Here is a 25455-nt window from a genome sequence, read left to right as displayed (position 1 = left end):
TTGAGCCCCGGTTTTTTTGTCGAAATCCGTGATTATACCACGGCCACTTCTTTGCGTTCGCCAATTTGCTGCCGCCACATGGCGTAGTAGAGTCCTTTCTGCAACAGCAAATCCGCATGACGCCCCTGTTCGGCAACGTGGCCTTTTTCCAGTACAAAAATCCGGTCGGCGTGCAGAATCGTGCTCAGGCGGTGGGCAATCAGAATCGTGATGTGCTGCCGCGAACCCGAAAGCTGGCGGACGGTTTTGCCGATTTCCTCCTCCGTCAGCGAATCGAGGGCCGACGTGGCCTCGTCGAACACCAGCAGGGTCGGACGGCGCAGCAGCGCGCGGGCGATGCTGAGTCGTTGCTTTTCACCCCCGGAAACTTTCACCCCACCTTCGCCAATCACCGTATCGAGCCCTTGCGGAGCGCGACTCAAAAGCGTATCGGCGGCCGCCTGACGGAGTGCCGTGAGGCATTCTGCGTCAGTGGCATTCGGAGCTACAAAGCGCAGGTTTTCGCGAATGGTTCCGGCAAAAAGCTGCGTGTCCTGCGTTACAAAGCCGATTTGTTCGCGCAATTCGTCCAGGTCGACTTCCGAACCCGGAACGTCGTTGTACAGAATCCGGCCCGCCAGCGGGGGATACAGACCAACCAGCAGCTTGACCAGCGTCGTCTTCCCCGAACCGGACGGCCCGACAAACGCGATGGTTTCGCCCAGTTTGACATCGAACGAAATGCCGTCGAGGGCCGGGTTGTCGGCGGATAAGTGTTTGAAACGGACGTCCTCGAACGCCAGCGTCTGAATTTTCTTGATCGGGATCGGATGAGCCGGTTTGACGTCGCGGGGCGTGTCGAGAATCTGCTGGAAATTGGCCAGCGACGCTTCCGTTTCCCGGTAAATGTTGATGATGTTACCCAACTCCTGCAACGGCCCGAAAATGGCGAAGGAGTAAATAAAGAGCGAGAAAAATTCGCCCACCGTAATGCGTCCCTGCACCACCAGAAACAGCATCATCAGCATGATGGCATTTCGCAGTAAGTTCACAAAGGTGCCCTGCACGAACGACAGCGAACGCACATAACGGACTTTTTTGAGTTCGAGTCGCAGGATTTTTTCGGTAGTTGCATTCAGCCGTTCGGTTTCCTGCTGGGCCAGCCCGAGGCTTTTCACGAGTTCGATGTTGCGCAGACTTTCGGTGGTCGAACCGGCCAGTGCCGTGGTTTCGGCCACAATGTTTTTCTGAACGACTTTAATTTTTTTACTGAGCAGCGAACTGACAAAACCGAGCAATGGAATGGTCAGAAAATAGGCCGGGGCAATGGGCCAGTATACCGTGCTGGCATACCACATGACGAAGATAATCCCGACGACCGAGGTGAACAATACGTTGACAAACGACTGGATCAGCTTTTCCACATCCGTCCGCACCTTCTGGAGTTTACCCAGCGTTTCGCCCGACCGCTGGTCTTCAAACACCTGATAGGGCAGGTCGAGCGAGTGGCGCAAACCGTCGGAATAGAGCCGGGCGCCGAGTCGCTGCGTGATGACGTTGACGTAATAATCCTGGAAGTTTTTGGCGATGCGGCTCACCATCGCAACGCCCAGTGCCTGCAAGATCAGCAGCCCGGCGCCATCGCTCAGGAAGCTGACAAAATCCAGCCGCTGGATGGCCGAACCCGGTTTGACGACGTACTGATCGATGATTTTTCGGAAGATGTACGGATCGAGCAGCGAAAAAATCTGGTTGATCGCGGCCAATAGCAGAGCCAGAATGAGGAGTGGCCAGAAACCGCGTAAGTAGCTGTACAGTAATTTCATAAAGTAAAAAAAGAGGTTTGATTTCCGTTTTGCCCCCAACCCCCTTTAGGGGGCTAAACCATCCGGATTTGAAAGCCCCCTTTAGGGGGTTGGGGGCAAAACGGAAAGCGGCAATGCATCATTTTGAAACAGACTCTTATACTATTTAAACGTCCGCAAGCGGTTTTCCCGCTGAAACTCCTTGATGAGTTTTGTGTTCCCGGCCAGCCAGATAACATCGCCCGGCAGGAAAAAGGTCGTTGAATCCGGATTTAAAATGCGTGTTCCCTTGCGTTCAATGCCCACGATGAGCCCCTGGGTTTTTTCCCGAATCCCGGAATTTCGAATGCTTTGATCGATGTAGGGAAACGACTCATCGACGGCAATTTTCTGAAGCGAAATTTCCTGCGCCGGTGTAGTCTGCACCTTCTCCTTTTTGGCGGGTTCGATCAGGCTAATGAAATGTTCGAGTTGCTTGTCGGTACCAATTACCGCAATTTTATCGCCCGGAAACAGCCGTTCGTTGCGGCCCGGCACCAGCATCGTCACGCTGCCGCGCGCAATGGAAATGACATTGACGCCGTATTTTTCGCGAAGCGCCAGTTCGGCCAGGGTAGACCCGACGCCCGGCGATTCGGCATTGACTTCGAAATAGGAAAGGTGGGCATCCCACGGCAGCAGATTCCGCCCCATGCGGTTTTCCTGGTAAATCTGGCGGGAATTGAGATTGATCAGAAACCGCTTTTCGATCAGGTCATAAATCAACGGAAGCCGCTTGCCCAGCACGAGCCAGCCGCCGGTCAGCACAACGACGACGAAAAGCAGGAGGCTAACGGAGAAAAATTGTTGCAGCAACAGCAGCACAAGCCCCAGCCCGATGACGCCCCGGGCAATTGCCAGCGTCACCAGCGGCCCCCGATACGCGCGTCGTTCGGTCCAGAGCCGGGTGTAAACCGGCCGGTTGATTCGTTTCAGCACCAGCGCCCACAGAAACGGAGCCATCAGCAGGATGGACAGAAAACCGGTCAGAATATCGGCTCCCGGACTGCCGATGATTTCCTCCGCAATCAGGGGCATCAGCCAGCGGGATGCGAGCAGAATGATGCCCAGAATGACGGCGGTGTTGACGATGATGATCTGAATGTGTTCACGAAGCAGTTGATACCAGTCACTCACACTGCCGATGGTTTGCGCCCCGGAGCTGTAGGCCGTCAGGAAGAGTTTGGTTCGCGGGCTCAGTTTGCTTTCCACCCAGGTGCAGAGCGGGCCGGACGCCTTGATCATGTAGGGCGTGGTGAAGGCCGTTAGGGCGGAAACCGCAACGGCAATGGGATACAGAAAACCGCTGGTGACTTTCAGATTGAGGCCCAGCGTGGCAATGATGAACGAAAACTCCCCGATCTGTGCCAGGCTCATCCCGGTCTGAATCGATTGTTTCAGCGGCTGGCCCACCACGAGCGCACCGAGGGTGACAAAAATGGATTTGCCCAGAATAACGACAATGGTAACTATCGCAATCGGTCCGGCGTATTCGACCAGAAGGGCCGGGTCGATCAACATACCAACCGAGACAAAAAATACCGCTCCAAACAGATCCTTGATCGAGGTCAGCAGGTGTTCGATGCGTTCGGCGTAAATGGTTCCGGCCAGAATCGATCCCATGATGAAAGCGCCCAAAGCGGGCGAAAAACCGACGCTCGTGGCGAAAACCACCATGAGCAGACACAGCGCCAGCGAGATGATCAGCAGGGTTTCGTCGGTGATGAATTTTCGGCCGCTTCGCAACAAAGAGGGAACGAGAAATATACCGCCCAGAAACCAGATGACCAGAAAAAACGCCAGTTTCATGATGGCAACCAGCATTTCGGCACTGAAAAACTGCTTGCTGACGGCCAGCGTGGAAAGCAGCACGAGCAACAAAACCGCCACGATGTCTTCAATCACGAGAATTCCAAAAACAATACCGGCAAACTGCTGGGTTTTGATACCCAGTTCGTCGAACGCCCGGATGATGATGGTGGTGGAGGAAATGCAGACAATACCGCCCAGAAAAATGCTATCCATCGTCGACCAGCCCAGACACATGCCGGTGAGGTAGCCGAGGAGCACCATCGCCGAAATTTCAATGACCCCTGTCATGGACGCCGTGCCGCCGACTTTGACGAGCTTTTTGATGTTAAACTCAAGCCCGAGGCTGAACAGCAGCACAATGACGCCAATGTCGGCCCAGATGCGAATGGTGGCCGGGTCGGAAATGGTCGGGAATAATGAAAACTTTGGCCCTACGAGCACTCCGGCCAGAATATAACCCAGAACGAGGGGTTGTTTAAGCCATTTGAAAAGAAGCGTCGTTACGGCTGCGGTTCCCAAAATGATCGCCAGATCAATGATCAGGTTTGGTAGATGAGCCATATCTGGAAAAAACCGTATTTTTATCGACCTACCATTGAAACAGCAGACGGATAAAACGAATAAAATTGCTATTCTTACAATAATACGACCTTTTTAGCCCGAATCGGATGAATCATTTGCTTAACCGTAGAAAATTTCTGGGTGTGACAGCCACTACGGGACTCTCGCTCAGCCTGCCGCACACCCTTTTTTCGATGCCTGAACCGACTCCTTTGGCGGAGGGAAAACGGGTTGGTATCATTGGTCTGGACACCTCGCACAGCACCGCTTTCACCAAAGAACTGAACAGTCCGACCGCCGGTCCTGAACTGGATGGCTACCGCGTCGTGGCGGCTTATCCGAAGGGCAGCAATGACATCGAATCGAGTGTCAGCCGGGTGGCGGGGTATACGGAAGAAGTGAAAAAACTGGGCGTCGAAATTGTCGGTTCCATCGACGAACTGCTCCGAAAAGTGGATGTGGTGTTGCTGGAAACCAACGACGGCCGTTTGCATCTGGAGCAGGCGCTGAAAGTGTTCAAGGCCGGGAAACGGGTGTTTATCGATAAACCGATTGCGGCTTCGCTGGCCGATACGAAAGCTATTTTTGAAGCCGCCCAAAAGGCCAACGTTCCGGTTTTTTCGGCTTCGTCGCTCCGCTACATGACCAGTGCGCAGGACATTGCGCAGGGAAAAACCGTCGGGAAAGTGCTGGGGGCTGACACCTACAGTCCGTCGCCCATCGAGAAAACCCATCCGGATCTGTTCTGGTACGGCATCCACGGCGTCGAAACGCTTTTCACGGTGATGGGGCCGGGTTGCAAACAGGTGAGCCGGACGCACACAAAGGATGCCGACGTGGTTGTTGGCATCTGGAATGATGATCGGATCGGGACTTTCCGGGGAATCCGCTCTGGAAAAACCGGGTATGGCGGCACGGCGTACGGCGAAAAAGGCATTGCACCCATCGGCCCCTACGAAGGCTACAAAGCGTTGTTGGTACAAATCGTAACCTTTTTCAATACCGGAAAACCGCCGGTCAGTGCCGCCGAAACGCTGGAAATTTTTGCCTTCATGGAAGCCGCCGAAGAAAGCAAACGGCAGGGCGGAGCCAATGTAACGCTGGAGAGCGTGCTGCGGAAAGTGTAAAGGTGGGTCTAAAGGTCGCACCCCAAAACCGTATCAAAACAGGAATACCCCGGAGGGGTAGAATGTTAATAGATAAAAGAAGTTAGCGTCAAATCCAAGCTTCGGAGGAGTGCCCTCAAAGCACCATCAGGACGCTCCTCCGGAGCTTAAAAAGACAAGTTTAGCTGATTGGGCTATTAACATTCTACCCCTCCGGGGTATGTTTCACAACATATAACCCTTTAATCCATGCAATCATTGAATAATACCCGCCGGGCGTTTATCAAGAAAACCGTATCGGGCACAGCCGCCTTATCGCTGGGCGGTATTCTGCCCGGTTTCAGTGCCAAAAGTTACGCCAGCATTCTCGGAGCCAACGAGCGAATCAAAGTGGCGGTGATGGGCGTCAATTCGCGGGGGCTGGCGCTGGCGAGCAACTTTGCGCTTCAGAAAAACTGTGAAGTGCTGTACATCTGCGACGTCGATTCCCGGGCGTCCGATAAAGCCATTGCGACGGTGGAAGACCTGCAAAAAAGCCGACCGAAAGCCGCTCCCGATTTTCGCAAAGCCCTCGAAGACAAGGACCTGGAAGCACTGGTGGTGGCTGCGCCCGACCACTGGCACGCACCGGCGGCCATTCTGGGCTGCAAAGCCGGAAAGCACGTGTACCTCGAAAAACCGTGTAGCCATAATCCGCATGAGGGTGAGTTGTTGATGGCGGCTACCGAAAAATACAAACGGGTGGTGCAGATGGGCAACCAGCGCCGGTCGTGGCCGAATGTGGCGAAGGCCATTCAGGAGGTGAAAGGCGGCATCATCGGTCGTCCGTATTTTGCGAAAGGCTGGTATACCAACAACCGGGCGTCGATTGGCGTCGGGAAAGAAGCCCCCGTTCCGTCGTGGCTGAACTACGAGTTGTGGCAGGGCCCGGCTCCGCGCCGACCGTTCAAAGACAATCTGTTGCATTACAACTGGCACTGGTTCTGGCACTGGGGAACGGGCGAAGCGCTCAACAACGGCACCCACATGATCGACCTGATGCGCTGGGGCCTGGGTGTCGAATACCCAACGCGGGTTTCCTCCGCGGGTGGGCGGTATCGCTATAAGGACGATTGGGAAACGCCGGATACCCAAGTGATTACGCTGGAATTTGACAACAACACCAGCATCGTTTGGGAAGGGCGCAGTTGCAACGGTCGCACGGTCGAAGACAGCAGCGTGGGCGTCGAATTCTACGGCGAAACCGGTTCGGTTGTGATCGAAAGCGGGAATACTTACAAGGTGTATGACTTGCAGAGCAAGCTGGTCAAAGATGTTAAAAACGACTTTGTTATCGACGCCCGCGACCGCATGAACCCGTCGCAGGCGCTGGATGCGATCCACATTCAGAACTTCTTCGACGGCATTCGAAAAGGCACGGCTCTGGCGGCTGAAATCAAAGGCGGACACCAGAGCACGTTGCTTTGTCAGTTGGGCAACATCGCCCTCCGGTCCGGCGAAACCCTGAACATCGACCCCAGCAACGGCCACATCAAGAACAAAGGTCTGATGAAAAAGTACTGGCAACGGGACTATCAATCCGGCTGGGAACCAACGGTTTAGTTACTATTATTCACTCATTCGCTCAATCGCCCATTCACTCATTGAATTAGATGAAAGCAACTCTGGCGGCTGTCGAGGTCAGTTCGTTAAGCAAGCGGGATACGCTCATTTCGATCCTGATCATCGGCCTGTTATTTTTCATATTCGGTTTTGTGACCTGGGTCAATGCGATCCTGATTCCGTATTTCAAAATCGCCTGTGAACTCACCAATTTTCAATCGTATCTGGTCACGTTTGCGTTTTACATCTCGTATTTCGTGATGTCGGTGCCGTCGTCGTATCTGCTGAAAGCCACCGGTTTTAAGAAAGGCATGATGATCGGTTTCTGGATCATGGCGGTGGGTGCGTTCATTTTCGTACCGGCTGCGCTGACCCGAACCTACGAGATTTTTCTGCTGGGACTGTTCATGATCGGCGTTGGACTGGCGGTTTTGCAGACAGCGGCCAACCCGTTCATCACCATTCTGGGGCCGCAGGAACGGGCCGCCCAGCGAATTAGCATCATGGGCATTTGCAACAAAGGGGCCGGGGTGCTGGCGCCAATTCTGTTTGCCGCCGTGATTCTGCGGGCGACCGACACCGATCTGTTTGCGCAACTGCCGACGATGTCTGCCGTGGAGCGGAGTGCCGCACTGGACGAGCTGGTTCGGCGGGTAATCGTGCCGTATTCGCTGATGGGCGTGGTGTTGATTGGCCTGGGGTTGCTGGTGCGGTTTTCGCCCTTGCCGGAAATCGATACGGAGCAGGAAACCGCCGATGTGGCGGCTGCCAACTCCGGAAAAACCTCGATTTTCCAGTTTCCGCACCTGATCCTGGGTGCCGTGGCGATTTTTCTGCACGTGGGCAGTCAGGTCATTGCCATCGACACGGTGATTGGATACGCCAACTCCATGGGAATCAGCCTCCTGGAGGCCAAGACCTTTCCGGCGTATACCTTAATGGCCACGATCTGCGGCTATATTCTCGGCATTTCGCTGATTCCGAAAACCATCAGCCAGGTGACGGCTTTCCGGTTTTGCACACTGTTGGGGGCGGTTTTGACGCTGCTGATCATCTACACCAGTGGTCCGGTTACGATCCTGGGTCATCAGGCCGACCGCTCAATCTGGTTCGTGGTGTTGCTGGGGCTGGCCAATTCACTGGTTTGGGCCGGCATCTGGCCGCTGGCACTGGACGGTCTGGGGCGGTTTACCAAACTGGGCGCGGCCATCCTGATCATGGGACTCTGCGGCAACGCCATCATGCCGCTTTTCTACGGTTATTTCGCGGATTTGTACGGGGTAAAACTCGCGTATTGGGTGTTGTTCCCGTGTTATTTGTATCTGGTGTACTATGCGTTTTGGGGGCATAAAGTGCGGAGGTGGGTAGGGTAGGGTTAAAAATAGTATCATTTTGCACTTAATTTCAAAATAGATCGTTCTTTTGTCGTAAACTTGACAAAAATACTATTTATTATGCTCATCAAGTTCAGTCTCCGTAATTACAAAGTCTTTCGTGAGCGGGTAGAACTGAGTCTTATTGCCTCTAATTACGACAAAGAAACCAACGAAGAGAACGTTATTGAAGTGCCTAAGTTTGGCCTGCGACTTCTGAAAAGCGCAGTGGTGTATGGGGCTAATGCCAGTGGTAAGAGTAAGCTAATCGAAGCGTTGGGACACATGCGCAACTTTATTCATGTGTCTTCGAAAGATAGCCAAAAAGGTGATGAAATTCCCGTAGAACCTTTTCGCTTGAATACCGTATCAGAAAACGAACCGTCAGAATTTGAAGTGACATTTATCCATAATGACGTGCTTTATCGATACGGTTTTGAGGCTACTCGATACGAAATCGTCTCAGAATGGCTTTATTATCGTCCCAACACGAAAGAGGTTGAGTTATACTATCGTGAAAAGCAAAACTTTGAACTTCATAAGCGTAGCTTTAGTGGGCTTGTAAACCAACTTGTTAAGGGTAAAAATATTCGTGAGAATGCACTATTACTATCAGTAGCTGCGCAGTTTAATGACGAACGAGCGAATCATATTTTTGCTTGGTTTGATAACCTACGGATTATTTCCGGTATAAACGAAGAAGGGTATGAGAACTTTACTGTACAACAAGTGAAGCAATCGGATCAAAAACATAAGATATTACATTTACTTCAAGCCGCAGACTTAAGTGTCCAAGAAATTGCATTTGCAAAATTTGATCCTTATGATCTACCTTCTAATCTAGCGTCAAAATTTCAGGATTACATTTGGGAAATGGGGGGCGATGCTTTGTCGGACGATGTACAAACCGCTCATATCAAGTACAACGAATCCAATCAAGTTGTTGGTAGCGTCATGTTTTCGATGAAAGAAGCTGAATCATCAGGCACACAAAAGTTTTTTGCGTTGGCAGGGCCAATTCTGAATGTTTTGGAGAATGGTTCTGTGTTTGTCGTTGACGAGTTAGATGCAAAAATGCACCCCAACCTGGTTAGTGCCATAGTAAAACTTTTTCATTCAGCTACGACGAATCCCAAGAATGCTCAATTAATTTTTAACACGCACGACACCAATCTGCTTGAATCGGACAATTTCCGACGTGACCAAGTCTGGTTTACCGAAAAAGATCGTTACGGCGCAGCCACACTTTACTCTTTAGCTGATTTTAAAGTACGTCGCAATGAGAATTTTGAAACAAACTACATTCAGGGAAAATACGGCGCCATTCCGTACTTAGGCAATTTCTCCCGACTCTTCAACCCGGCAACCGAAACGGCTGATGTCGAACCGAAAGGATAAATTTGTCACGCAGCGGGAAGACCGGGATGCGGCCAAAGCCCGGCGTCGGGGCGAACCGAATTTAACACGAGCGGCTCCCAACAGGCAGACAAAACCCACTATCCTGATTGTTTGCGAAGGGGAGAATACCGAACCATCGTATTTTGATTCATTTCGACTTTCTTCGGCTACCGTCGAATCATATGGTGGGAGGAAGCAACCGGTTAATGTTGTCAAGCACGCCATCTATTTAGCGAGTCAGAAGAAGTACGATGAAGTGTGGTGCGTCTTCGATAAAGATGACATATCAGATGAGGATTTCAACGACGCTATTGATCAGGCCGAAGCCGCCGGTTTTAAAGTAGCCTATTCCAATCAAGCCTTCGAATATTGGTTCATTCTCCATTTTGAAGATCACAAAGGTGGCCCAATGCCCCGCGCTGATTATCACAACCGAATCAATGGATACATCAACCCGTTAGGAGCTTACTATGATGGAAAAAAAAGCAAAACCGTCTCATCAGCCTTCTTCGATGCGTTAGACGGTTTCGATATTGTCAAAAAGGAAACAAGAATCCAATTGGCTGTAAACCGTGCCGGACGGATTCACGGCCGATGTAAAAAAGCCGGAGTCAGTCCAGCCAAATCGGAATCCTGCACAACGGTTTATCAACTGATAAAGCGGTTTTTAAAGTACCGGTGAGGTGATACAAACTGGTTTATAGGTCGATCAATATTGGTCTTGCCAAATTGATCGTTTCTACAACGGCAGCTCATTTCGATTTCCTCCGCTTCCGGAGAAACCACCAAAAGGTAATTACGACCAGCATCACCGCCAGGATTGGCAAAATAGGACCGCCTTTATAAACGATGCCGTAATAATCACCGGAGACCGGTTCGACGGGTCTAAGTGCTTTCATGTCGATTCGTGCTGGGCTACTGCTCAGCGGTCTGTTGGCCTGGTAAGCAGCGGGTATGAATCCAATTTACAACGGTTTGGTAGAAATGGCAAGTGTTGGCGACAATGATTAGGGCTTATCTATCAATGACTTATTGTTTTTTTTCCGCCACTTGCGGCTGTTCCTGACGCCCCATTCAGGAAAACGTTGACATGCGCTCCGAAACCTGAAGACCGGAAAACGACGCTTCAGGGATTGCTTTTTCCGGTTGAACCGAACCGGCGTTTTAGCGTCGTGGTTGGGTGTTGATCTTTGCTCCCGAACAACAAATACCAACGACCATGCACATTACCTACCCCCACACGATTGAGAACGGCCACGGCGAAAAATTGGTCTTTCTGGGCGTGGCCCAGGAGCCCGACGGCGACCGGGTCTTCGGAGAAAACTTTGTGACACCCGGCAGTGGCCCGCCCATGCACGTTCACTGGCTGCAGGATGAAGGGTTTACGGTGTTGAAAGGCAAAATTGGCTACCAGATTCAGGGGCAAAAAGAGCAGTATGCCGGTGAAGGCGAGTCCATCGTGTTTAAACGCGGTGAACCGCACCGGTTCTGGAATGCAGGAACCGACATGCTTCAATGCCATGCCTGGATCAAGCCGGCCAATACCATTGTGTTCTTTCTCTCGGCCATCTTTGCGGCCCAGGCCAAGTCGGGCAAGAACCAGCCGGAAGCCTTCGATGCCGCCTACCTGCTGACCCGCTATGCCAGCGAATATGACATGCTGGAAATTCCGCTGTTGGTCAGGAAAGTGATGATTCCCATTATCTATGCCCTCGGAAAGCTGCTGAATAAATACGAACATTTCAACGATGCCCCCGAAGCCGTGAAACCGCTTTAACCCAGCGCGTTTGGCTCATCTACATCCACATCAGCCGGCTGCCCAATCGCAAACGCAATAACGCGGGCGATGGCAGCCGGTAGCCTGCAAAATAGTCCCGATGCGACAAACTGGCTCTTAAACCAGCGACGGCTCCAGTCCATTTCTAAAGTTCGAAAGTTTATTTTCCCTCCTCCAGTTACTTTTTTCAGATTCAACGTCTTACTACAGGATAGGTGATTATTCTTTCGCCTGGAGAGTGGGCATACTTTGTTAGAGTTAGTATGGTTCCGGTCGGAGTTCCTGACACCGACCGGACTTTTTTCCAGTTTTGTTCAAAAACAGAAATTTGGGACAAAAGAACATAGCGGTGTCACGCCCTCTTTTTTGGTTTACTGACAACCTTCCGGCGAAATTCCCTGTCGATAGGACTAAGGGGGTAAAAAGCGATTAAAAACCGGGTGAAGAATACCTTATACGGTTTTGAGACCTTTCTCTCTTCTGATTTACGCAACGTACAAACGCAATCCGGAAACAAACATTCGCATGACAGCACGACTCGAAAAAGGGATAATGGAGCAACTGACGTCTAACCTGGCGAACGCAAAAAATATGAAACCCGCTGAACTGAACCTGATGATGCAGCGAATCGCGGACGTTATCGAGAATGCTGCGGGCATTCGGGTGACGTGGGAACTACCGTCTTCAGCTCAAAAAAACACCCAACAGCAACAACTGGATCAATTGGCCGCCCTCTATCTGGGGGTTTAACCGGCCGTAAGGCAAGTCAGGAAAGTGTAGAAAAAATGGCGTGATAACATTCAATGAGCGGATCTGGTTTAAGTCAGCGTAACGTTGCCGTTTCCGAATTAAACCGGAACCGTCGGCCAATTATCCGCTCCTGAGTGCCCGTTGGGTGCCGGGAATCTGTCATTTACCTATGGTTTCCATTAATTTGTTGCTGGTCGTGCTGGGCGTGGCTGTGCTGGCCGTTGCGTTCCTGCCTTCCTTTCTCAAAGAATATCCGCTTTCATACCCTATCGTTCTGGTCGGTCTGGGCCTGTTGGTCTACGCTTTTCCGCTCCCTTTGCCATCTGCCGATCCGCTTCAGTATCCAGCTTTAACAACGCACCTGAGCGAATTGTGCGTCATTGTAGCCCTGACGGGGACGGGCCTCAAGATTGATCGCCGGTTTTCGCTAAAAAACTGGCGAATACCGCTTCGGCTGGTCTCATTGGCCATGATCCTCACCATTGGCGTCATGGCAGTGGCAGGCTGGTACGGTGTGGCATTACCCCCGGCTTCGGCCCTGTTGCTGGCGGCCTCACTGGCACCCACGGATCCGGTGCTGGCGGGCGATGTGCAGGTTGGCGATCCGGGCGAGGGCGGTGAAGACAACGTCCGGTTTGCGCTGACGGGCGAAGCTGGTCTGAACGATGGGCTGGCTTTCCCGTTCGTATACGGAGCGATTGCCCTCTTGCCTTCCGGGGTGCCTTTGACGGATCGGTTCTGGGATTGGCTGGGCATGGACGTTTTCTATCGGCTGGGCGTAGGTTTGCTGGCGGGTTGGCTTTCGGGAAAGCTAATGGCCATATTCATTTTCCGGTTGCCCGAAAAAATCAGCATCAAATCATCGGTCTACGGATTTGTGGTTTTGGCGGTAACCCTGACCACCTACGGGGCCACCGAATTAATACACGGATACGGCTTCCTGGCCGTCTTCATTGCCGCCGTCACCCTCCGCAGCTACGAACGAACCCACGAATACCACCAGCACATGCACGATTTTTCGGATCAGGTCGAACGGCTTTTCATTGTCGTCGTCCTCCTGTTTTTTGGTGGAGCGATAGGGCAGGGTCTGCTGGCCCCGCTTACCTGGGCGGATGCCTTGCTGGGGCTGGGCCTTCTGCTGGTGATTCGCCCCCTGGCGGGTATTCTGACGCTGGTGGGTGCCAGTGCCAGGCTTCGCGAACGGTGGGTGATTGCCGGTTTTGGAATTCGGGGCATCGGTTCTTTTTTCTACCTCGCCTTTGGATTGGAGAAAGCCCCTTTCCCGGAAGCCGAGCGGCTGTGGGCCATCGTCGGATTTGTGGTTCTCGTTTCCATCGTGGTCCACGGAATACTGGCTACGCCAGTCATGAAATGGCTCGACAATCAGAAATAAGGGTTGCCCGGCCTTAGAGTTTATCTTTCCAGGCTTCCATCCGGGTCAGAATGGCTTCGGTCGAGCCGCTGAACCGGATGATGTTTTTGTCCGGAAACTGCGTGTAAATAGACCGGTAGATTTGGCAAAATTCGATGGGATTTTTGGTAGTTAAACCGGCCAGAACGTCTTTACCCCGGTATTCTTCAATCACTTTCGCCATCCGATACCCCATAAAATAACTGGTTTCGTCGAAGGCGACCGTAAAACCGATGTTATAAAGTTCACTGAGGTTGGCAGTGGAGTCGTGGAACGCAGAAAATAACAGGCTCTCGAATAACGCAAAATTCTGCTGTGAACGCTGCCCGTTGCGGGCATACTGTTCCTGCTGCTCTTTTGAGAAACCGCCCGGCTGCCTGATTTTTGTAAAATCACCGACCAGAGTGGCGGAGCCTTCGGCCCACAGATTGGACAGCAGCGTGTAGGCATTGTCAATATGCTTTGGCGGATTCACTGCGGTTTTTCCGTTCGTGCGATGGCGTTCGCCGACCTGCTGAATGGTATGATAAAGTTCATGGGCGACCAGATAAACCAGTCCTTCGTAATCATCGCCAATTTTCTGCAAAGCCACATTGAAGGTGTCGTCGCCACCAATGGTGAAGCCCAGCGCACCCCCGCCGACCAGAAAACAGGCCCGGGCTTTTACGGGCAGCGTAGCCGGAGAATACGGCAAAATGAGCGCTTTTACATCCTCGATAAACGACGCCTTCGTTTCCAGTTGACGGACTAAAGCTCTGATTTTCGGAAGTTTAGACTTGACAGCTTTCCACTCGAACGGGTCGTTGCCTTTCACCGTTCCCGTTTCGACCATCTCCCGCAGGGTTTGTTTAAAGGCGGCTTCTGTCCCCGTTTTGTTGTAACTGGTGACCTTTCGGATCAATTGCTGACTACCGTAGAGTTTCGCGATTTCGTCCAGTTCGGCATCGGTCGTTTTCGTTTTGGCTAGCAGATTCGTAACCGCCTGCGCACTCCCAAAATCGAGCTGAATGGCCATGTCGGGTTGTGAAGATGGTTTTTTAGTTTCCTGACCAAAAGACTTCAGATTGACCAGTAAAAACAAAACAAACGCGACTGTCTTCATCATAGGGATAAAATTAGTGAGATGATTCGGCTGGAATTAGCTAGTCCGTGAGCATTCAGTTAAGTTTCTTCACCACCCATTCGCCCACTTTCAGTCCCTGCGCCCTGCCCTGATCGATGGCGTCCATGAAGTGAATACCGCCGTAAAATCGGGAAAGTCCGGCTTCAACAGCGGCTTCGCGGAAGGATTGGAACGGGCGGGCTTTCAGGCCATACGGCTCTTCGACGGTGTCGGTATACTCAAAATGATCGCCGAAATAGTGCGTCAGAATCACTTCCGAAGCCGCCGAAATGGTGGAATGACCGCTCAAATATTCCGGAAACGGGGGCGTTTGCAGAAACGGTTTCCAGTCGGGATCGATGAGTTTGCGGATGGCGGTTTCGGGGCGAACGCGGTTGCTGCGGTATTTTTCGTCCCAGCAGCAGATAAAACCGTCCGTTAATCCGATGGCTACAGCCGTGTAAATCTTCAGCGATTCGGCGAAGCTCTTTTTCGCTTTGGCACACGCAATCCCCGTAATGCCCAACCAGTGAGCGCCGGGGGAGATTTTTTTGAGACCCACCATCATGTGGCCGTTGTTTTCGAGCGCAAACGGATTGCAGTCCCAGAAAGCCGCGATCTGCCGGTGTTCTTCCGTCAGGGTGTTGCCGCCTTCCTTCTGGTTTTGCAGGAGCATCCGGTAGAAAGACGAGCTTTTATCGGTGGAATAAGCCGCTGGCGGTGCGGGTTTAAACTGGGCCGCCGAGTCCAGCGTGAACGGCCGGACGGTATTGAAATACGGCTCAACCGGGGCAAAATACCCCGGCGGGGTCGGATACCAGCTTCCGGCTTTTTCGGAGGGCGTATACCGCGGGAAGTTGCTGATCCGGTTGTACTGATCGGCTTTGGCGTATTTCAGCATCTGTTTGCTCACCTCCAGCGCATACGTTGCCGATTGTTCGATCACCTCGTCGGAAAACCCCACGGTTCGGCACGAATCCAGTAACTGCTTTTCCAGCTTTTCCAGCCGCTTGCCCGAAGGCTGCATTTTCTGGGCGGTTTTGAGCATCGCCAGTACCGCGCTGAGGTGCATGGAATGTCCGCTAACGTTCGGCTTTTCCATCGCCGGGTAGCCGTTCAGGACGCCGTGCATGCTCCGGTAGGCCTTGTCGTTCTGGGCAACCACTTCGTAGCCAGCCAGACAGGCGTAGGCGAAAAACCGGGCGGCCAGGGGCGGATTGGTTACGTCGTGGATCATCACCTCGGTCATCTCGGCAATGACGCCGGTGATCTCCCGGTTGCCCAGTTCCGGCGTTTTTTCGGTCTGGCAACTGCTTATAAGGGCTATAAATAAAAGAGAGAGGAAGATTTTTTTCATCGAAATTGAAAGGTTGTTACACAGAGTTGATCAGAGGAAATCAGGGTTAATCAGAGAAAAACTTTGATAACCTCTGAGGTTCTCTGATCAACTCTGTGTAATAACTCATTTAAACCCATACGCTTTTACCCCGACCTGATTGATACCGAACAAAACCGTATTTCCAATCGGCAGCACGCTCCGGACATCACCTTTCAGCAGAAAACCGGATTGGGGTTGCGGCACATACGAAAACTGACCTTTTCCGTTGCCTTTCAGCAAAACACCGTAGTTGGCGTCGTACTTCCCGAACCGCAACCGCGCCCGGCTGATGTTGCCGCACAGGAGCAGGTCTTTCTTGCCGTCGTGGTCGTAATCGAACGCCGTGAGCGCAAAAACCGGGGAAACCTGCACCTCCGCCGGTAATGCTTTTTCCTGCCATTTTCCCGTCGTCGTACTTTCAAAATACGTGGTTTTCAGGTGATTGGCTTCCAGTTTACTCACGTCTTTCAATTCTTCTTCCGTGAAAATATCCTTCATCGTCGCGTCGGCGTAGCTTTTATAATCCGGGAAGCGCGTGCGCATGATGCTGAGCTGATCCAGCAACTCGTCGCGGGTGACGTAGGGATAAGATTTGCCCTGAATATAAAAACACAGAATCGGATCGACCGAACCGTTGTCGTCGAAGTCCTTATAAAACAGTTCGGCGGGTTCTTTTTCGCTGGCTTTACACTGCGTGTTCAGGCCCTGGTTGCCCACCACCAGATCCGGTTTCCCGTCGCCATTCAGATCATCGACCAGCAGTTTATTCCACCAGCCCCGGTATTCTTTGTCGAAATAGGTCTTGGTCTGATCGGTAAATCTGCCACCGTCGTTCCCGAAAACCGTCACCGGCATCCATTCGCCCACGACCACCAGTTCGGGTTTTTTATCGCCGTTGAGGTCGGTCCAGGCGGCATCGGTCACCAGGCCAATGCGCTGGAGGTCGGGAGCCAGGCTCGCCGTTTGGTCGATAAATTTACCCTTCCCGTCGTTGATTAACAGAAAACTCGGGGGCGTTTCGGGATAGCGGCCCGGAATCACCCGCCCGCCCACGAACAGATCCGGTTTGCCATCGCCGTTGAGGTCGGCCACCCGCACGCAGCTTTTGCTGGTGCGCATGGCGGGCAAAGCCGCCGGATTTTTGGTGAAATTGCCTTTGCCATCGTTTATGTAAAGGCGGTCCTGCAACAAGGCGTCGTCGGGCATGAAATTCGCGTAACCACCGCTGCACACGTACAAATCCGGTGAACCGTCGCCGTTGGCATCGAAGAAAACCGCATCAGCGTCGTCGCTGGCTTTGTCGGTTTCCAGCGCGGGTTGCGCTTTTTGCAGGAACTGCTGGTTGGCTTGCTGGAGAAAAACCGCCCCGGGCTGTCCGCTGCCACCACCCACAAAGACGTCTTCCAGACCGTCGCCGTTCACGTCCGCTTTGGTCAGGCAAGGCCCCACAAACGACGCCGGATTGACCAGCAGCGGCTGCCGTTTGAAATCATTAACGGTATTTTTCGGGTGCTGATACGCCACCGGGGTTTTCTGTTCCGTAAAAATAGCCGGCGCGGAGGGCATTGTCTGCCGGGACGTTTTGGCGTCTTTTTCCGAAACCACCAGCACCTGATCGGCTTTGACGTTGGTCAGCAGTTGTTGTTTATCGCCCGGCCACACTATGCGCAGCGAGTCGATAGACGACTCTTTTCCCAGCCCAAAATGCAGAATGGGCGATACGCTCGACTGATAGCCGCGTGATGGCATTTGCTCCAGATACTGTTGCTGACCGTTCCGGTACAGGGTTACTTTGGTACCCAGTCCAAACCGGTTTGCTCCAACACCATCCAGTTTGACGTTCAGGTAATGGTTTTTGAGTTGGCTGCTGGCTTCATTCCGGTAAATAAAAGCCGGTTTGTTGATGTTATTGATGGCCAGATCCAGATCGCCGTCGTTGTCCAGATCGGCATACACCGCGCCGTTGCTGTTCGAGGGCAGGTTCATGCCCCAGGCCCGGCTGACGTCGGTGAAGGTGAGGTTACCATTGTTTTTAAAGGCGTAATTAACCACATCGGAAGCCGGTATTTTGTAGACCAGTTCCAGCAAATCCTGGCGCATGACCTTGCGGTTGAGCAGGAAATCGCCCATGTATTTCAGGAAGTCCTGGTTGGTATAATCGCGCAGATAGCCGTTGGTAACAAAAAGATCCTTCCAGCCGTCGTTGTCGTAGTCGGCCAGGAGGGGAGCCCAACTCCAGTCGGTGTTGGAGATGCCGGACAATTGCCCCACTTCACTGAATTCGGGAATGCCCCCGGTTCCTTTCTTGCTGTCCGTTCCCACATTCAATTGCAACATATTCCGCATGTGCTGGTAATAAAACCCCGAATTGACGGCCAGATCGAACTTTTCGTAATTGTCGGGCGACATCAGGAGTTTCTGCCGCCGGTTGTCTTCGGGTAGCATGTCGAGCGTCAGAATGTCGGGTCGGGCATCGTTGTTCATGTCGGCGACATCGTTTCCCATCGAGAAGTGGGAAATGTGGCCGATGCCGGTTTGCAACTGATTCGAGAAAGTCCCGTTGCGGTTGTTGAGGTACAGAAAATCGGGGACGTTATAGTCGTTGGAAACGTATAGATCGGGCCAGCCGTCGCCATTCAGGTCGGAGACGCCCAATCCCAGGCCATAGCTCAGTACCGAATTGAGCAGGCCCGCCCGTTCGGTCACATCCTCGAAACGGGTTCCCGTATTGCGAAGCAGGCAAATCCCGATTTCCGGGCTTTTTTTCTTCATCAGCTCCGCCGTGGCATCCGGGTCGAGGATGGGCAACAGCCGGGGGTTGTGGTTGAGCAGAAACAAATCCAGATCGCCATCGCGGTCGTAGTCGAAAAACGTCCCCTGGGTCGTCTGTCCGGGCCGGTCCAGTCCCCATTTGGCGGTTTGATCGGAGAAACGGGGAACGCCCTGTGCGTCGGGACCGTCGTTGATAAATAGTTGGGGTGTCCGTTTTTGGGGCGGCAAACTTCCTGAATAGGAGAGAAAGAGATCGAGCCGCCCGTCGCCGTTGACATCGGCCATCGAGACGCCCGTTCGCCAGGGCCCTTCGCGTCCGGACACACCCGCGGTGGCGGTAATATCGGTAAATTTGAGATTGCCTTTGTTGAGGTACAACTGGTTTGGAACCATGTTGCCGCTAAAATAAATATCTTCCAGGCCGTCGCCGTTCAGATCACCCACGGCGACACCGCCACCGTTGTAAAAATATTCGTACATGAGTACGTTGGTATTCAGCCCTTCATTTAATGTATTGACGAACGAAATGCCGGTTTGCTCCGGAGAAAGTAAGGTGAACAGCGGAGGCCCCGCGTCGGGTGTTGTCTGCTCCGTAGAAGCCGGTTTCTTCTGGCAGCCCGTCGACAAAAAGGCCATCAAGATGATAAGGCCACTCCAAAAAGCGCGTAAAAAAAGCGTCATAAACGAAAGAATGGATGAAAAAGCACGGAAAGCTAAGTTAGGACAATTGCGTGCAATAGTTCAGTGTTTTTTCAAATTGTCCTGGTAGGGGTGGGTTGACTCATCCAGATTTTTGGGTGGCAGAAGCGGGAATGAGTATCAAAAAAACTGGTGCCAACGCAGGGTTATACGTTGGCACCAGGTATATTCAGAGGGATATCAACTTGAGAAAAGCGTTCAATGCTATTGATAACCGGGATTTTGCACCAATTGCTTGTTCCGGTTGATCTCATCCCGGCTGATTGGCAGGAAGTAGATTTTGTCGGCCCACTTCCGGTTTTCCTTGCCAGTACCTAAATCCTGAACGCTGTAGGAATACGTATAGTTGTCTTTGCTGTATTTATACGTCGTCACGGTTTTTCCAGGTTTCAGTTTGCCGGTGATAACAATGATCTGGGCTTGTTTGCCCAAGGCCGTTGGAGCAATCATCCAGCGCCGGACATCGTAGAACCGCTGATCTTCAAACAGCATTTCGATGTTCCGTTCGTTCTGATACCGGGTGACTAGGGCCGCGCCGGTTTCGGTAATGGCGGGCATACCCACCCGGAACCGGACTTTGTTGAGCCAGGTTTTGGCCTCAGCTTCCTGACCCAGGGCCAGACAGGCTTCTACGTAGTTCAACACCACTTCCGTAAACCGGATCTGGATGGAAGGCACTTCCTGCCGGATGTTCTGATCGACAAGGGTTGGATCGGGATCCATAAATTTGCGGATCGCGTAACCCGTCCATGTTCCGTTCCAGTTTTCGATGGAGCTGTTGCGGGTATCCAAACCGGAGTATTTGGTGGGGGCAGCCGAGCTACCGACTTCATACTCACCCATTTGAATCTGTCCGGCCGGATCGATACCCGCTCCATCGGGCGTGCGGGGTTTCCATTGCGCACCGTCATACAAGATGGATGCGTAGAAGCGCGGATCGCGGTTTTCGTAAGGTGTTGCCGCGTGGGCCGGGTTTTTCCAGTCGAATTTCGTACCGTCCATCATCTCGTAGTTATCCACCAGTTGTTGCGTGGGTTGACTCGATGTCCAGCCATGATAACCGTTTGGCATGTTGTTCCGCGGATACCACGAACCCCAGTCGTCGAACGAAGCCCGGATGTAGTATTTCAGGAAGATGCCATCGGCTTCACCACCGTTGCGCGACAGATACATGTTGACGTAGTTCTGCTGGCCTTCGGCCGCAGGAACCGGTGCCGTCAGGTTCAGTTTATAGCCATACTGGTTCAAATCGATTACGGCTTTGGCGGCATCCCGGGCTTTCGTCCAGCGGGCAATCCGGTCGCCACTAACGTATCCCAGCAGTTCGGGTTTGTTGAAACCGGCGATGACGGTCGACTTGGCTTTCGCCGTCGGAATATCGTGCAGATCACTGGCGGCATACAGCAACACCCGGGCTTTGAGGGCCATAGCGGCACCCATCGTGGCGCGGCCACTGGTCAGGGTTTTTCCTTTCAGCAGGATCGTGGCCGAATCCAGGTCACTCACGATGGCGTTCACACACTCTTCGTAGGTATTCCGGGCGATGGTAAAATCGGGGTTATCCAGTGTGTAAGGCGATTTGATCAGCGGAACCGCTCCATAATAGCGAAGCAGTTGGTTGTAAAAATAGCCCCGCATGAAATACATTTCACCTTTCATCCGATCGGCCACCGTGGCATTGTTAAACTTGGGCTTGGCCAGGTTGGCGATCGCAATGTTGGCCGCCCGAATCCGGGCGTACATGGCACTCCATTCCATCGTGTTTTTAACCGTTCCCAGGTTCGATGGACTCACGTTGGCTTCGTTGACATCCTGCTTGCCAAAGCTGTAAAGAGCGTTGTCGGTCTGGCAATCGAAACTCATCTGGTCCAGAACACCGTCCCGAATCCCGTTGTAGACGTCCGTCACAAAGGCTTCGGAGAGGTTCTGATCTGACCAGACCGCATCCCCCGACACTTTATCGAGGGGTTTTGTATCCAGAAAATCGCTGTTGCAAGCTACCATCGTCATCCCTACAAGTAAACTGGACGACAGGCATTTTACGATATGGTTCATAATAGAATGATTGAGCATTTAGTTAAAAACTGACTGATAAACCGGCGTTAAGTACCCGAGCCTGCGGATAGTACTGTGCGCTGCCGCTGGTCGATTCCGGATCGAACAGACCTTTCATGGCTGGTGCATAGGTCGCCAGGTTCAGGCCATTTACATAGACCCGCAGGTTGTTCAGCCCCACTTTGCTGGAAATCAGGGCCGGTAACGTATAGCCGATTTCGACGTTCTTCAGACGGATGTAGTCGGTTTTTTTCAACCAGTAGCTCGTACCGTTGGAGAAGTACTGGTTGCTGCGGTCAACGATGCGGGGATGTTCCGTGCTCGGGTTGTCCACCGTCCAACGGTTATCGTAGCTCCATTTCAGGAAGTTACCGATCGTGCCTGACTCGGTTTGCAGGAAGATCTGACCACCCGCCGAAGCCTGCACCAGGATGCTGAAGTCGAAGCCTTTGTAAGACATCGTTCCGTTGAAACCGCCCTGGAACCGGGGTTGGTTGTTGCGGTCGGCTCGAACGCGGTCGTCACCATTGATTTTCTTATCACCGTTGATGTCTTTCAATCTCATGTCGCCGGGGCGCAGCAAGCTGGCACCTACACCACTGTAATCCACCGTGTTCTGATCGATTTCGGCTTGTGTCGAGAAGATGCCGTCGTATTGGTACATAGCGTACCGTTTTGCTGGTTCGGATCGTTGACGTTGCTCGGAATGGGCTTGCCGGTCGAACGCTGCCATTCGGGTGCGCCGGGGGTTTCGTCCCAGAACGTAATTTCGTTTTTGGCATACCCGCCGTTCACACTCACGCTGTAGCGCAATTCACCCGCCTGTCCGTTGTAACCCACCCGGAATTCGTAGCCTTTGTTGGTTACTTTTCCGATGTTGGTGGCTGGCAGGGTCATCCCCGTGGTTTGTGGAATGGAAGCACTCTTGCGCCACAGGATGTTAGACCGTTTGTTCTGGAATACGTCGAACTCGAAGAAAATCTTGCCATTCAAAGCAGACCCTTCCAGACCGATGTCGGCGTTGTTGGCTACTTCCCAGGTGAGCGTCGTGTTCGGAACACCGTTTTCATACAGCGTTTGGGCAACCTGACCACCCGTTACGTAACCCCAGTTGGCATTGACAGCATCACCGTAGGCATACGTAGGCAGATAATCATATTCGCGCAAAGCACCGTTGAAATATACCTGGTCGTTCCCCAACTGACCCCACGATGCCCGCAGTTTCAGAGAATTGATGGCCGGAATGGCATTTTTGAAGAAATTTTCTTCCGAAATACGCCAGCCCGCCGACACACCGGGGAAGAAACCCCACCGGCTTTCTTTCGGGAACATGTATGAACCATCATACCGCCACAGGAATTCAGCGAGGTACTTTTCTTTGTAGTTATACGCAGCCCGACCGAAGTAGCTCATCCGCGCCCGTTCCCAAGCTGACGTCGTGTTGCTGTTCTTTTCGGCACTACCACCGGCAAACAATTGATCGATGGCTGTGGAGGCAAAATACCGCCGGAAACCGGAGAAACCGGCCGAGTTCGACGCTTCTTTGGTGATACCCGCCAGCAAGGTGATGCCGTGGTCCTTACCAATGACACCATCGTAGGTTAAAATACCCGACAGCAGCGAGTTGAACTGGTCGTTCGTGTATTGATTAAGTTCTGCCTGAGCGGGACCTTTTGCCACCCGGTTCAGGATGGGTTGCTTGTTGGCATCATACGACGTGTAATCCCAGCTATAGACGTACCAGGGCGTCTGCCATCTCTTGCCTTGCTGAATGTATTTGTCAAGGGCTACACTACCGCTGAATTTCAAACCCGGAATCCAGGGGTTGGTAACGTTGACGGTGGCATTGCTTTGCACGTAGTAGCGCGTATCCCGGTCGTAACCGGTGGCGTCCGTCGTCACCAGAACGGGTTGCTGACCGTTTTCAATGTCCGGAGCGGGCAGCCCATTCGGCCAGAAAGCTGGTTTGTTAGGATAACCCCGCATCAGCATCCGGAAAATGGCTCCGGCACCTACTGTTGGGAAAAACCGGTTTTCCTGACGACCGACCACACCCACCACGGTATTGACGTACTTGTTGACTTTGGCGTCCAGGTTCAGGCGGAAGTCATACTGTTTGTAACCCGTTGCGGAGTTTTTGTAATAGCCATCCTGATTCTGGTAGTTGGCCGACACCAGGTATTTGATGTTTTCGCTACCACCAATCAACTGGAGCGTGTGTTTCACCTGAGGAGCCCAGGTTTTCAGCGCTTCGCCAAACCAGTCGGTGTTGGGGTGTCCCCACGGATCGGAGCCGTCGTTAAACTTCTTGATGTCGTCCGGCGTAAAGGCGGCTTTGGCAATCGCTCCGTTGTCGGGGCGGGTAAAGCTGCCTGTGGTTTTGAAGGCATCCGAAGCACCTTTCCAGTACTGCGGAGGCAGGTTATACACGTTGATCTCGTTGTTCAACTGGGCATATTCGGCCGCAGTTGCCATTTTAGGAATCACCGTCGCCTGCGAAAAACCCTGGTTGAAGCTGTAGGAGAGTTCCGGTTTGCCGGTTTTGCCCCGTTTGGTCGTCACCAGAATAACCCCGTTAGCTGCCCGTGAGCCGTAAATGGCTGCTGCGGCATCTTTCAGGACGGAAATGCTTTCGACATCCTGCGGGTTGATCCGGTCGAAACCCCCGGCCCGGGCCGGAACACCGTCGATAACGATCAGCGCGTCGTTGTTTCCCAGCGTGTTGGAACCCCGAATCCGGATCGCAGAACCGTCATAACCTGGTTCGCCACTGGAGTTGGTGGCAATAACGCCCGGCATCCGTCCCGCAATGGAGTTACTCATGTTCATGGCGGGTGATTTCACCAGATCCGTCCCTTTTACGGTAGCAACCGAGCCCGTAATCGTTTCTTTCTTTTGTTCACCATACCCCACAACCACCACTTCATTCAGGGTACTGATGTCGTCCGCCATTTTTACGTCGATCACCGACCGGCCGCCGATGGCTAATTCCTGGCTCACATACCCAATAAATGAATAAACCAGCGTTGCATTTTTGTTCGGAACGTTGAGCGAATACGTGCCGTCTGAGGCCGTTGTGGTTCCCTGCGTGGTGCCTTTGACCACGATACTCACGCCAGGCAGTGCGTCTCCCTGTCCACCGGTTACCTTCCCTTTTATGGTCGAGTTTTGAGCAAAAGAAAGGGTGACAGAAGCAATCATTAGATAAAGCACCAATAGATACCTGTTTTTTGGAGGCACCTGATGAGTAGACTTTTTCATACGCATAAGACGGATTAGATTAAGTAAGTAATAGAGTTGGTAAGATTGAACAGGCAATACTCTTTCACGTGTAGGGAAGCGTGGACAGCAAGAAGACTATAGGTGTCACTAAGACCCCCGGTGTCTGGTAATACCGGGGGCGCTAGTCAAAAAAGGTTGGGAAATGAATTAAACCGGGGGAAACCCCGAATGATTGTAGTAATTGTTTATCATAATTAATAGAGATGGTTTGAGACAATTGAATTATGCAAAGGAAAAATTATTTCCCGAATTATTTCGTCAATTTGTAACAGAATAGAGAAGAAAAATACCATCCTGTTACCTGTTACCGCGACCTAATTTGGTAAAATGAATTGCCTGCCGAATTCACATTGAAAAACGCCTGCGTGGGGGCGAGGATCGTAATTCAAACGTTAAGTTAAGAATAGAATATAAATAATAAAATATTGGAACAATAAAAGTCAAAACGAAGTCAAAACCGGTTAAAAATCAGTCACTCACCGGTGACCATCGACCCGGATTCTTCGGAATTATGTCGGACAAATAAGACAAATGATCCTAACTTAATAGATTGC

16 protein-coding genes and 1 pseudogene are annotated in these 25455 nt (G+C 52.3%); 8 read left to right on the top strand and 9 right to left on the bottom strand.

What is annotated here, in order from left to right; genetic code table 11:
* Positions 1-32: 32 nt before the first annotated feature.
* A complete protein-coding gene (locus ACO064_RS11120; RefSeq protein ID WP_421827438.1) occupies positions 33-1805 on the bottom strand; it encodes an ABC transporter ATP-binding protein in 1773 nt (590 codons plus the stop codon).
* Positions 1806-1946: 141 nt separating this feature from the next.
* Entirely contained in the window at positions 1947-4196 is a 2250-nt protein-coding gene (locus ACO064_RS11115; RefSeq protein ID WP_421827437.1) for a cation:proton antiporter, read from the bottom strand.
* 107 nt (positions 4197-4303) lie between these two features.
* Between ACO064_RS11115 and ACO064_RS11110 the strand changes: the two genes are divergently transcribed.
* From ACO064_RS11110 to ACO064_RS11090, 5 genes are all read left to right on the top strand, one after another.
* Complete coding sequence (locus tag ACO064_RS11110; protein WP_421827436.1) at positions 4304-5323, top strand: Gfo/Idh/MocA family protein; 1020 nt, start codon at positions 4304-4306, stop codon at positions 5321-5323.
* Positions 5324-5551: 228 nt separating this feature from the next.
* A complete protein-coding gene (locus tag ACO064_RS11105; RefSeq protein ID WP_421827435.1) occupies positions 5552-6904 on the top strand; it encodes a Gfo/Idh/MocA family protein in 1353 nt (450 codons plus the stop codon).
* Positions 6905-6954: 50 nt separating this feature from the next.
* Complete coding sequence (locus ACO064_RS11100; RefSeq protein WP_421827434.1) at positions 6955-8277, top strand: sugar MFS transporter; 1323 nt, start codon at positions 6955-6957, stop codon at positions 8275-8277.
* An 81-nt stretch (positions 8278-8358) separates the two neighbouring features.
* A complete protein-coding gene (locus ACO064_RS11095) occupies positions 8359-9675 on the top strand; it encodes an AAA family ATPase (RefSeq protein ID WP_421827433.1) in 1317 nt (438 codons plus the stop codon).
* Entirely contained in the window at positions 9656-10357 is a 702-nt protein-coding gene (locus ACO064_RS11090; protein WP_421827432.1) for an RloB family protein, read from the top strand. The genes ACO064_RS11095 and ACO064_RS11090 overlap by 20 nt, the downstream gene beginning before the upstream one ends.
* Before the next feature lie 70 nt (positions 10358-10427).
* On the opposite strand, the gene ACO064_RS11085 is transcribed toward ACO064_RS11090, so the two are convergent.
* The gene (locus ACO064_RS11085) at positions 10428-10574 is read right to left on the bottom strand and encodes an LPXTG cell wall anchor domain-containing protein (protein WP_421827431.1); all 147 of its coding nucleotides are present in this window, start codon (positions 10572-10574) and stop codon (positions 10428-10430) included.
* A gap of 320 nt (positions 10575-10894) precedes the next feature.
* Between ACO064_RS11085 and ACO064_RS11080 the strand changes: the two genes are divergently transcribed.
* Positions 10895-11452: a cupin domain-containing protein gene (locus ACO064_RS11080; protein WP_421827430.1), complete on the top strand. Its 558-nt coding sequence runs from the start codon at positions 10895-10897 to the stop codon at positions 11450-11452.
* Here ACO064_RS11080 and ACO064_RS11075 read toward each other — a convergent pair.
* The gene (locus ACO064_RS11075; RefSeq protein ID WP_421827429.1) at positions 11449-11595 is read right to left on the bottom strand and encodes a hypothetical protein; all 147 of its coding nucleotides are present in this window, start codon (positions 11593-11595) and stop codon (positions 11449-11451) included. The genes ACO064_RS11080 and ACO064_RS11075 overlap by 4 nt on opposite strands.
* 382 nt (positions 11596-11977) lie before the next feature.
* On the opposite strand from ACO064_RS11075, the gene ACO064_RS11070 reads away from it, so the two are divergent.
* Together ACO064_RS11070 and ACO064_RS11065 are read left to right on the top strand one after the other, a co-directional pair.
* Positions 11978-12202, top strand: a complete 225-nt coding sequence (locus ACO064_RS11070) for a hypothetical protein (RefSeq protein ID WP_421827428.1) — start codon at positions 11978-11980, stop codon at positions 12200-12202.
* A 169-nt stretch (positions 12203-12371) separates the two neighbouring features.
* On the top strand, positions 12372-13595 hold the full coding sequence (locus tag ACO064_RS11065; protein WP_421827427.1) for a cation:proton antiporter: 1224 nt from the start codon (positions 12372-12374) through the stop codon (positions 13593-13595).
* A gap of 13 nt (positions 13596-13608) precedes the next feature.
* Here the strand turns inward: ACO064_RS11065 and ACO064_RS11060 are convergent, their stop codons facing one another.
* The 5 genes and pseudogenes from ACO064_RS11060 to ACO064_RS11040 all read right to left on the bottom strand — a co-directional run bounded on the left by ACO064_RS11060 (position 13609) and on the right by ACO064_RS11040 (position 24820).
* Positions 13609-14718 (bottom strand): DUF5700 domain-containing putative Zn-dependent protease, encoded by a 1110-nt coding sequence (locus tag ACO064_RS11060; protein WP_421827426.1) that lies wholly within the window; start codon positions 14716-14718, stop codon positions 13609-13611.
* Positions 14719-14770: 52 nt separating this feature from the next.
* Complete coding sequence (locus ACO064_RS11055) at positions 14771-16072, bottom strand: vanadium-dependent haloperoxidase (RefSeq protein ID WP_421827425.1); 1302 nt, start codon at positions 16070-16072, stop codon at positions 14771-14773.
* Positions 16073-16177: 105 nt separating this feature from the next.
* A complete protein-coding gene (locus tag ACO064_RS11050; protein ID WP_421827424.1) occupies positions 16178-19546 on the bottom strand; it encodes a VCBS repeat-containing protein in 3369 nt (1122 codons plus the stop codon).
* 222 nt (positions 19547-19768) lie between these two features.
* A complete protein-coding gene (locus ACO064_RS11045; RefSeq protein ID WP_421827423.1) occupies positions 19769-21619 on the bottom strand; it encodes a RagB/SusD family nutrient uptake outer membrane protein in 1851 nt (616 codons plus the stop codon).
* A 22-nt stretch (positions 21620-21641) separates the two neighbouring features.
* A pseudogene (locus ACO064_RS11040) lies at positions 21642-24820 on the bottom strand (SusC/RagA family TonB-linked outer membrane protein).
* Positions 24821-25455 lie beyond the last annotated feature (635 nt).

The sequence above is a fragment of the Larkinella sp. genome (genome assembly GCF_965227735.1).
Lineage (GTDB): Bacteria > Bacteroidota > Bacteroidia > Cytophagales > Spirosomataceae > Larkinella.
The sequence above is the reverse complement of the archived record's forward strand: the minus strand, read 5'-3'. Positions and strand labels throughout refer to the sequence as shown.

Excerpts from the sequence above, each read along its gene's own strand:
- ACO064_RS11120 (WP_421827438.1), bottom strand. The coding sequence starts at position 1,805 with ATGAAATTACTGTACAGCTACTTACGCGGTTTCTGGCCACTCCTCATT.
- ACO064_RS11115 (WP_421827437.1), bottom strand. The coding sequence starts at position 4,196 with ATGGCTCATCTACCAAACCTGATCATTGATCTGGCGATCATTTTGGGA.
- ACO064_RS11110 (WP_421827436.1), top strand. The coding sequence starts at position 4,304 with ATGAATCATTTGCTTAACCGTAGAAAATTTCTGGGTGTGACAGCCACT.
- ACO064_RS11105 (WP_421827435.1), top strand. The coding sequence starts at position 5,552 with ATGCAATCATTGAATAATACCCGCCGGGCGTTTATCAAGAAAACCGTA.
- ACO064_RS11100 (WP_421827434.1), top strand. The coding sequence starts at position 6,955 with ATGAAAGCAACTCTGGCGGCTGTCGAGGTCAGTTCGTTAAGCAAGCGG.
- ACO064_RS11095 (WP_421827433.1), top strand. The coding sequence starts at position 8,359 with ATGCTCATCAAGTTCAGTCTCCGTAATTACAAAGTCTTTCGTGAGCGG.
- ACO064_RS11090 (WP_421827432.1), top strand. The coding sequence starts at position 9,656 with ATGTCGAACCGAAAGGATAAATTTGTCACGCAGCGGGAAGACCGGGAT.
- ACO064_RS11085 (WP_421827431.1), bottom strand. The coding sequence starts at position 10,574 with ATGAAAGCACTTAGACCCGTCGAACCGGTCTCCGGTGATTATTACGGC.
- ACO064_RS11080 (WP_421827430.1), top strand. The coding sequence starts at position 10,895 with ATGCACATTACCTACCCCCACACGATTGAGAACGGCCACGGCGAAAAA.
- ACO064_RS11075 (WP_421827429.1), bottom strand. The coding sequence starts at position 11,595 with ATGGACTGGAGCCGTCGCTGGTTTAAGAGCCAGTTTGTCGCATCGGGA.
- ACO064_RS11070 (WP_421827428.1), top strand. The coding sequence starts at position 11,978 with ATGACAGCACGACTCGAAAAAGGGATAATGGAGCAACTGACGTCTAAC.
- ACO064_RS11065 (WP_421827427.1), top strand. The coding sequence starts at position 12,372 with ATGGTTTCCATTAATTTGTTGCTGGTCGTGCTGGGCGTGGCTGTGCTG.
- ACO064_RS11060 (WP_421827426.1), bottom strand. The coding sequence starts at position 14,718 with ATGATGAAGACAGTCGCGTTTGTTTTGTTTTTACTGGTCAATCTGAAG.
- ACO064_RS11055 (WP_421827425.1), bottom strand. The coding sequence starts at position 16,072 with ATGAAAAAAATCTTCCTCTCTCTTTTATTTATAGCCCTTATAAGCAGT.
- ACO064_RS11050 (WP_421827424.1), bottom strand. The coding sequence starts at position 19,546 with ATGACGCTTTTTTTACGCGCTTTTTGGAGTGGCCTTATCATCTTGATG.
- ACO064_RS11045 (WP_421827423.1), bottom strand. The coding sequence starts at position 21,619 with ATGAACCATATCGTAAAATGCCTGTCGTCCAGTTTACTTGTAGGGATG.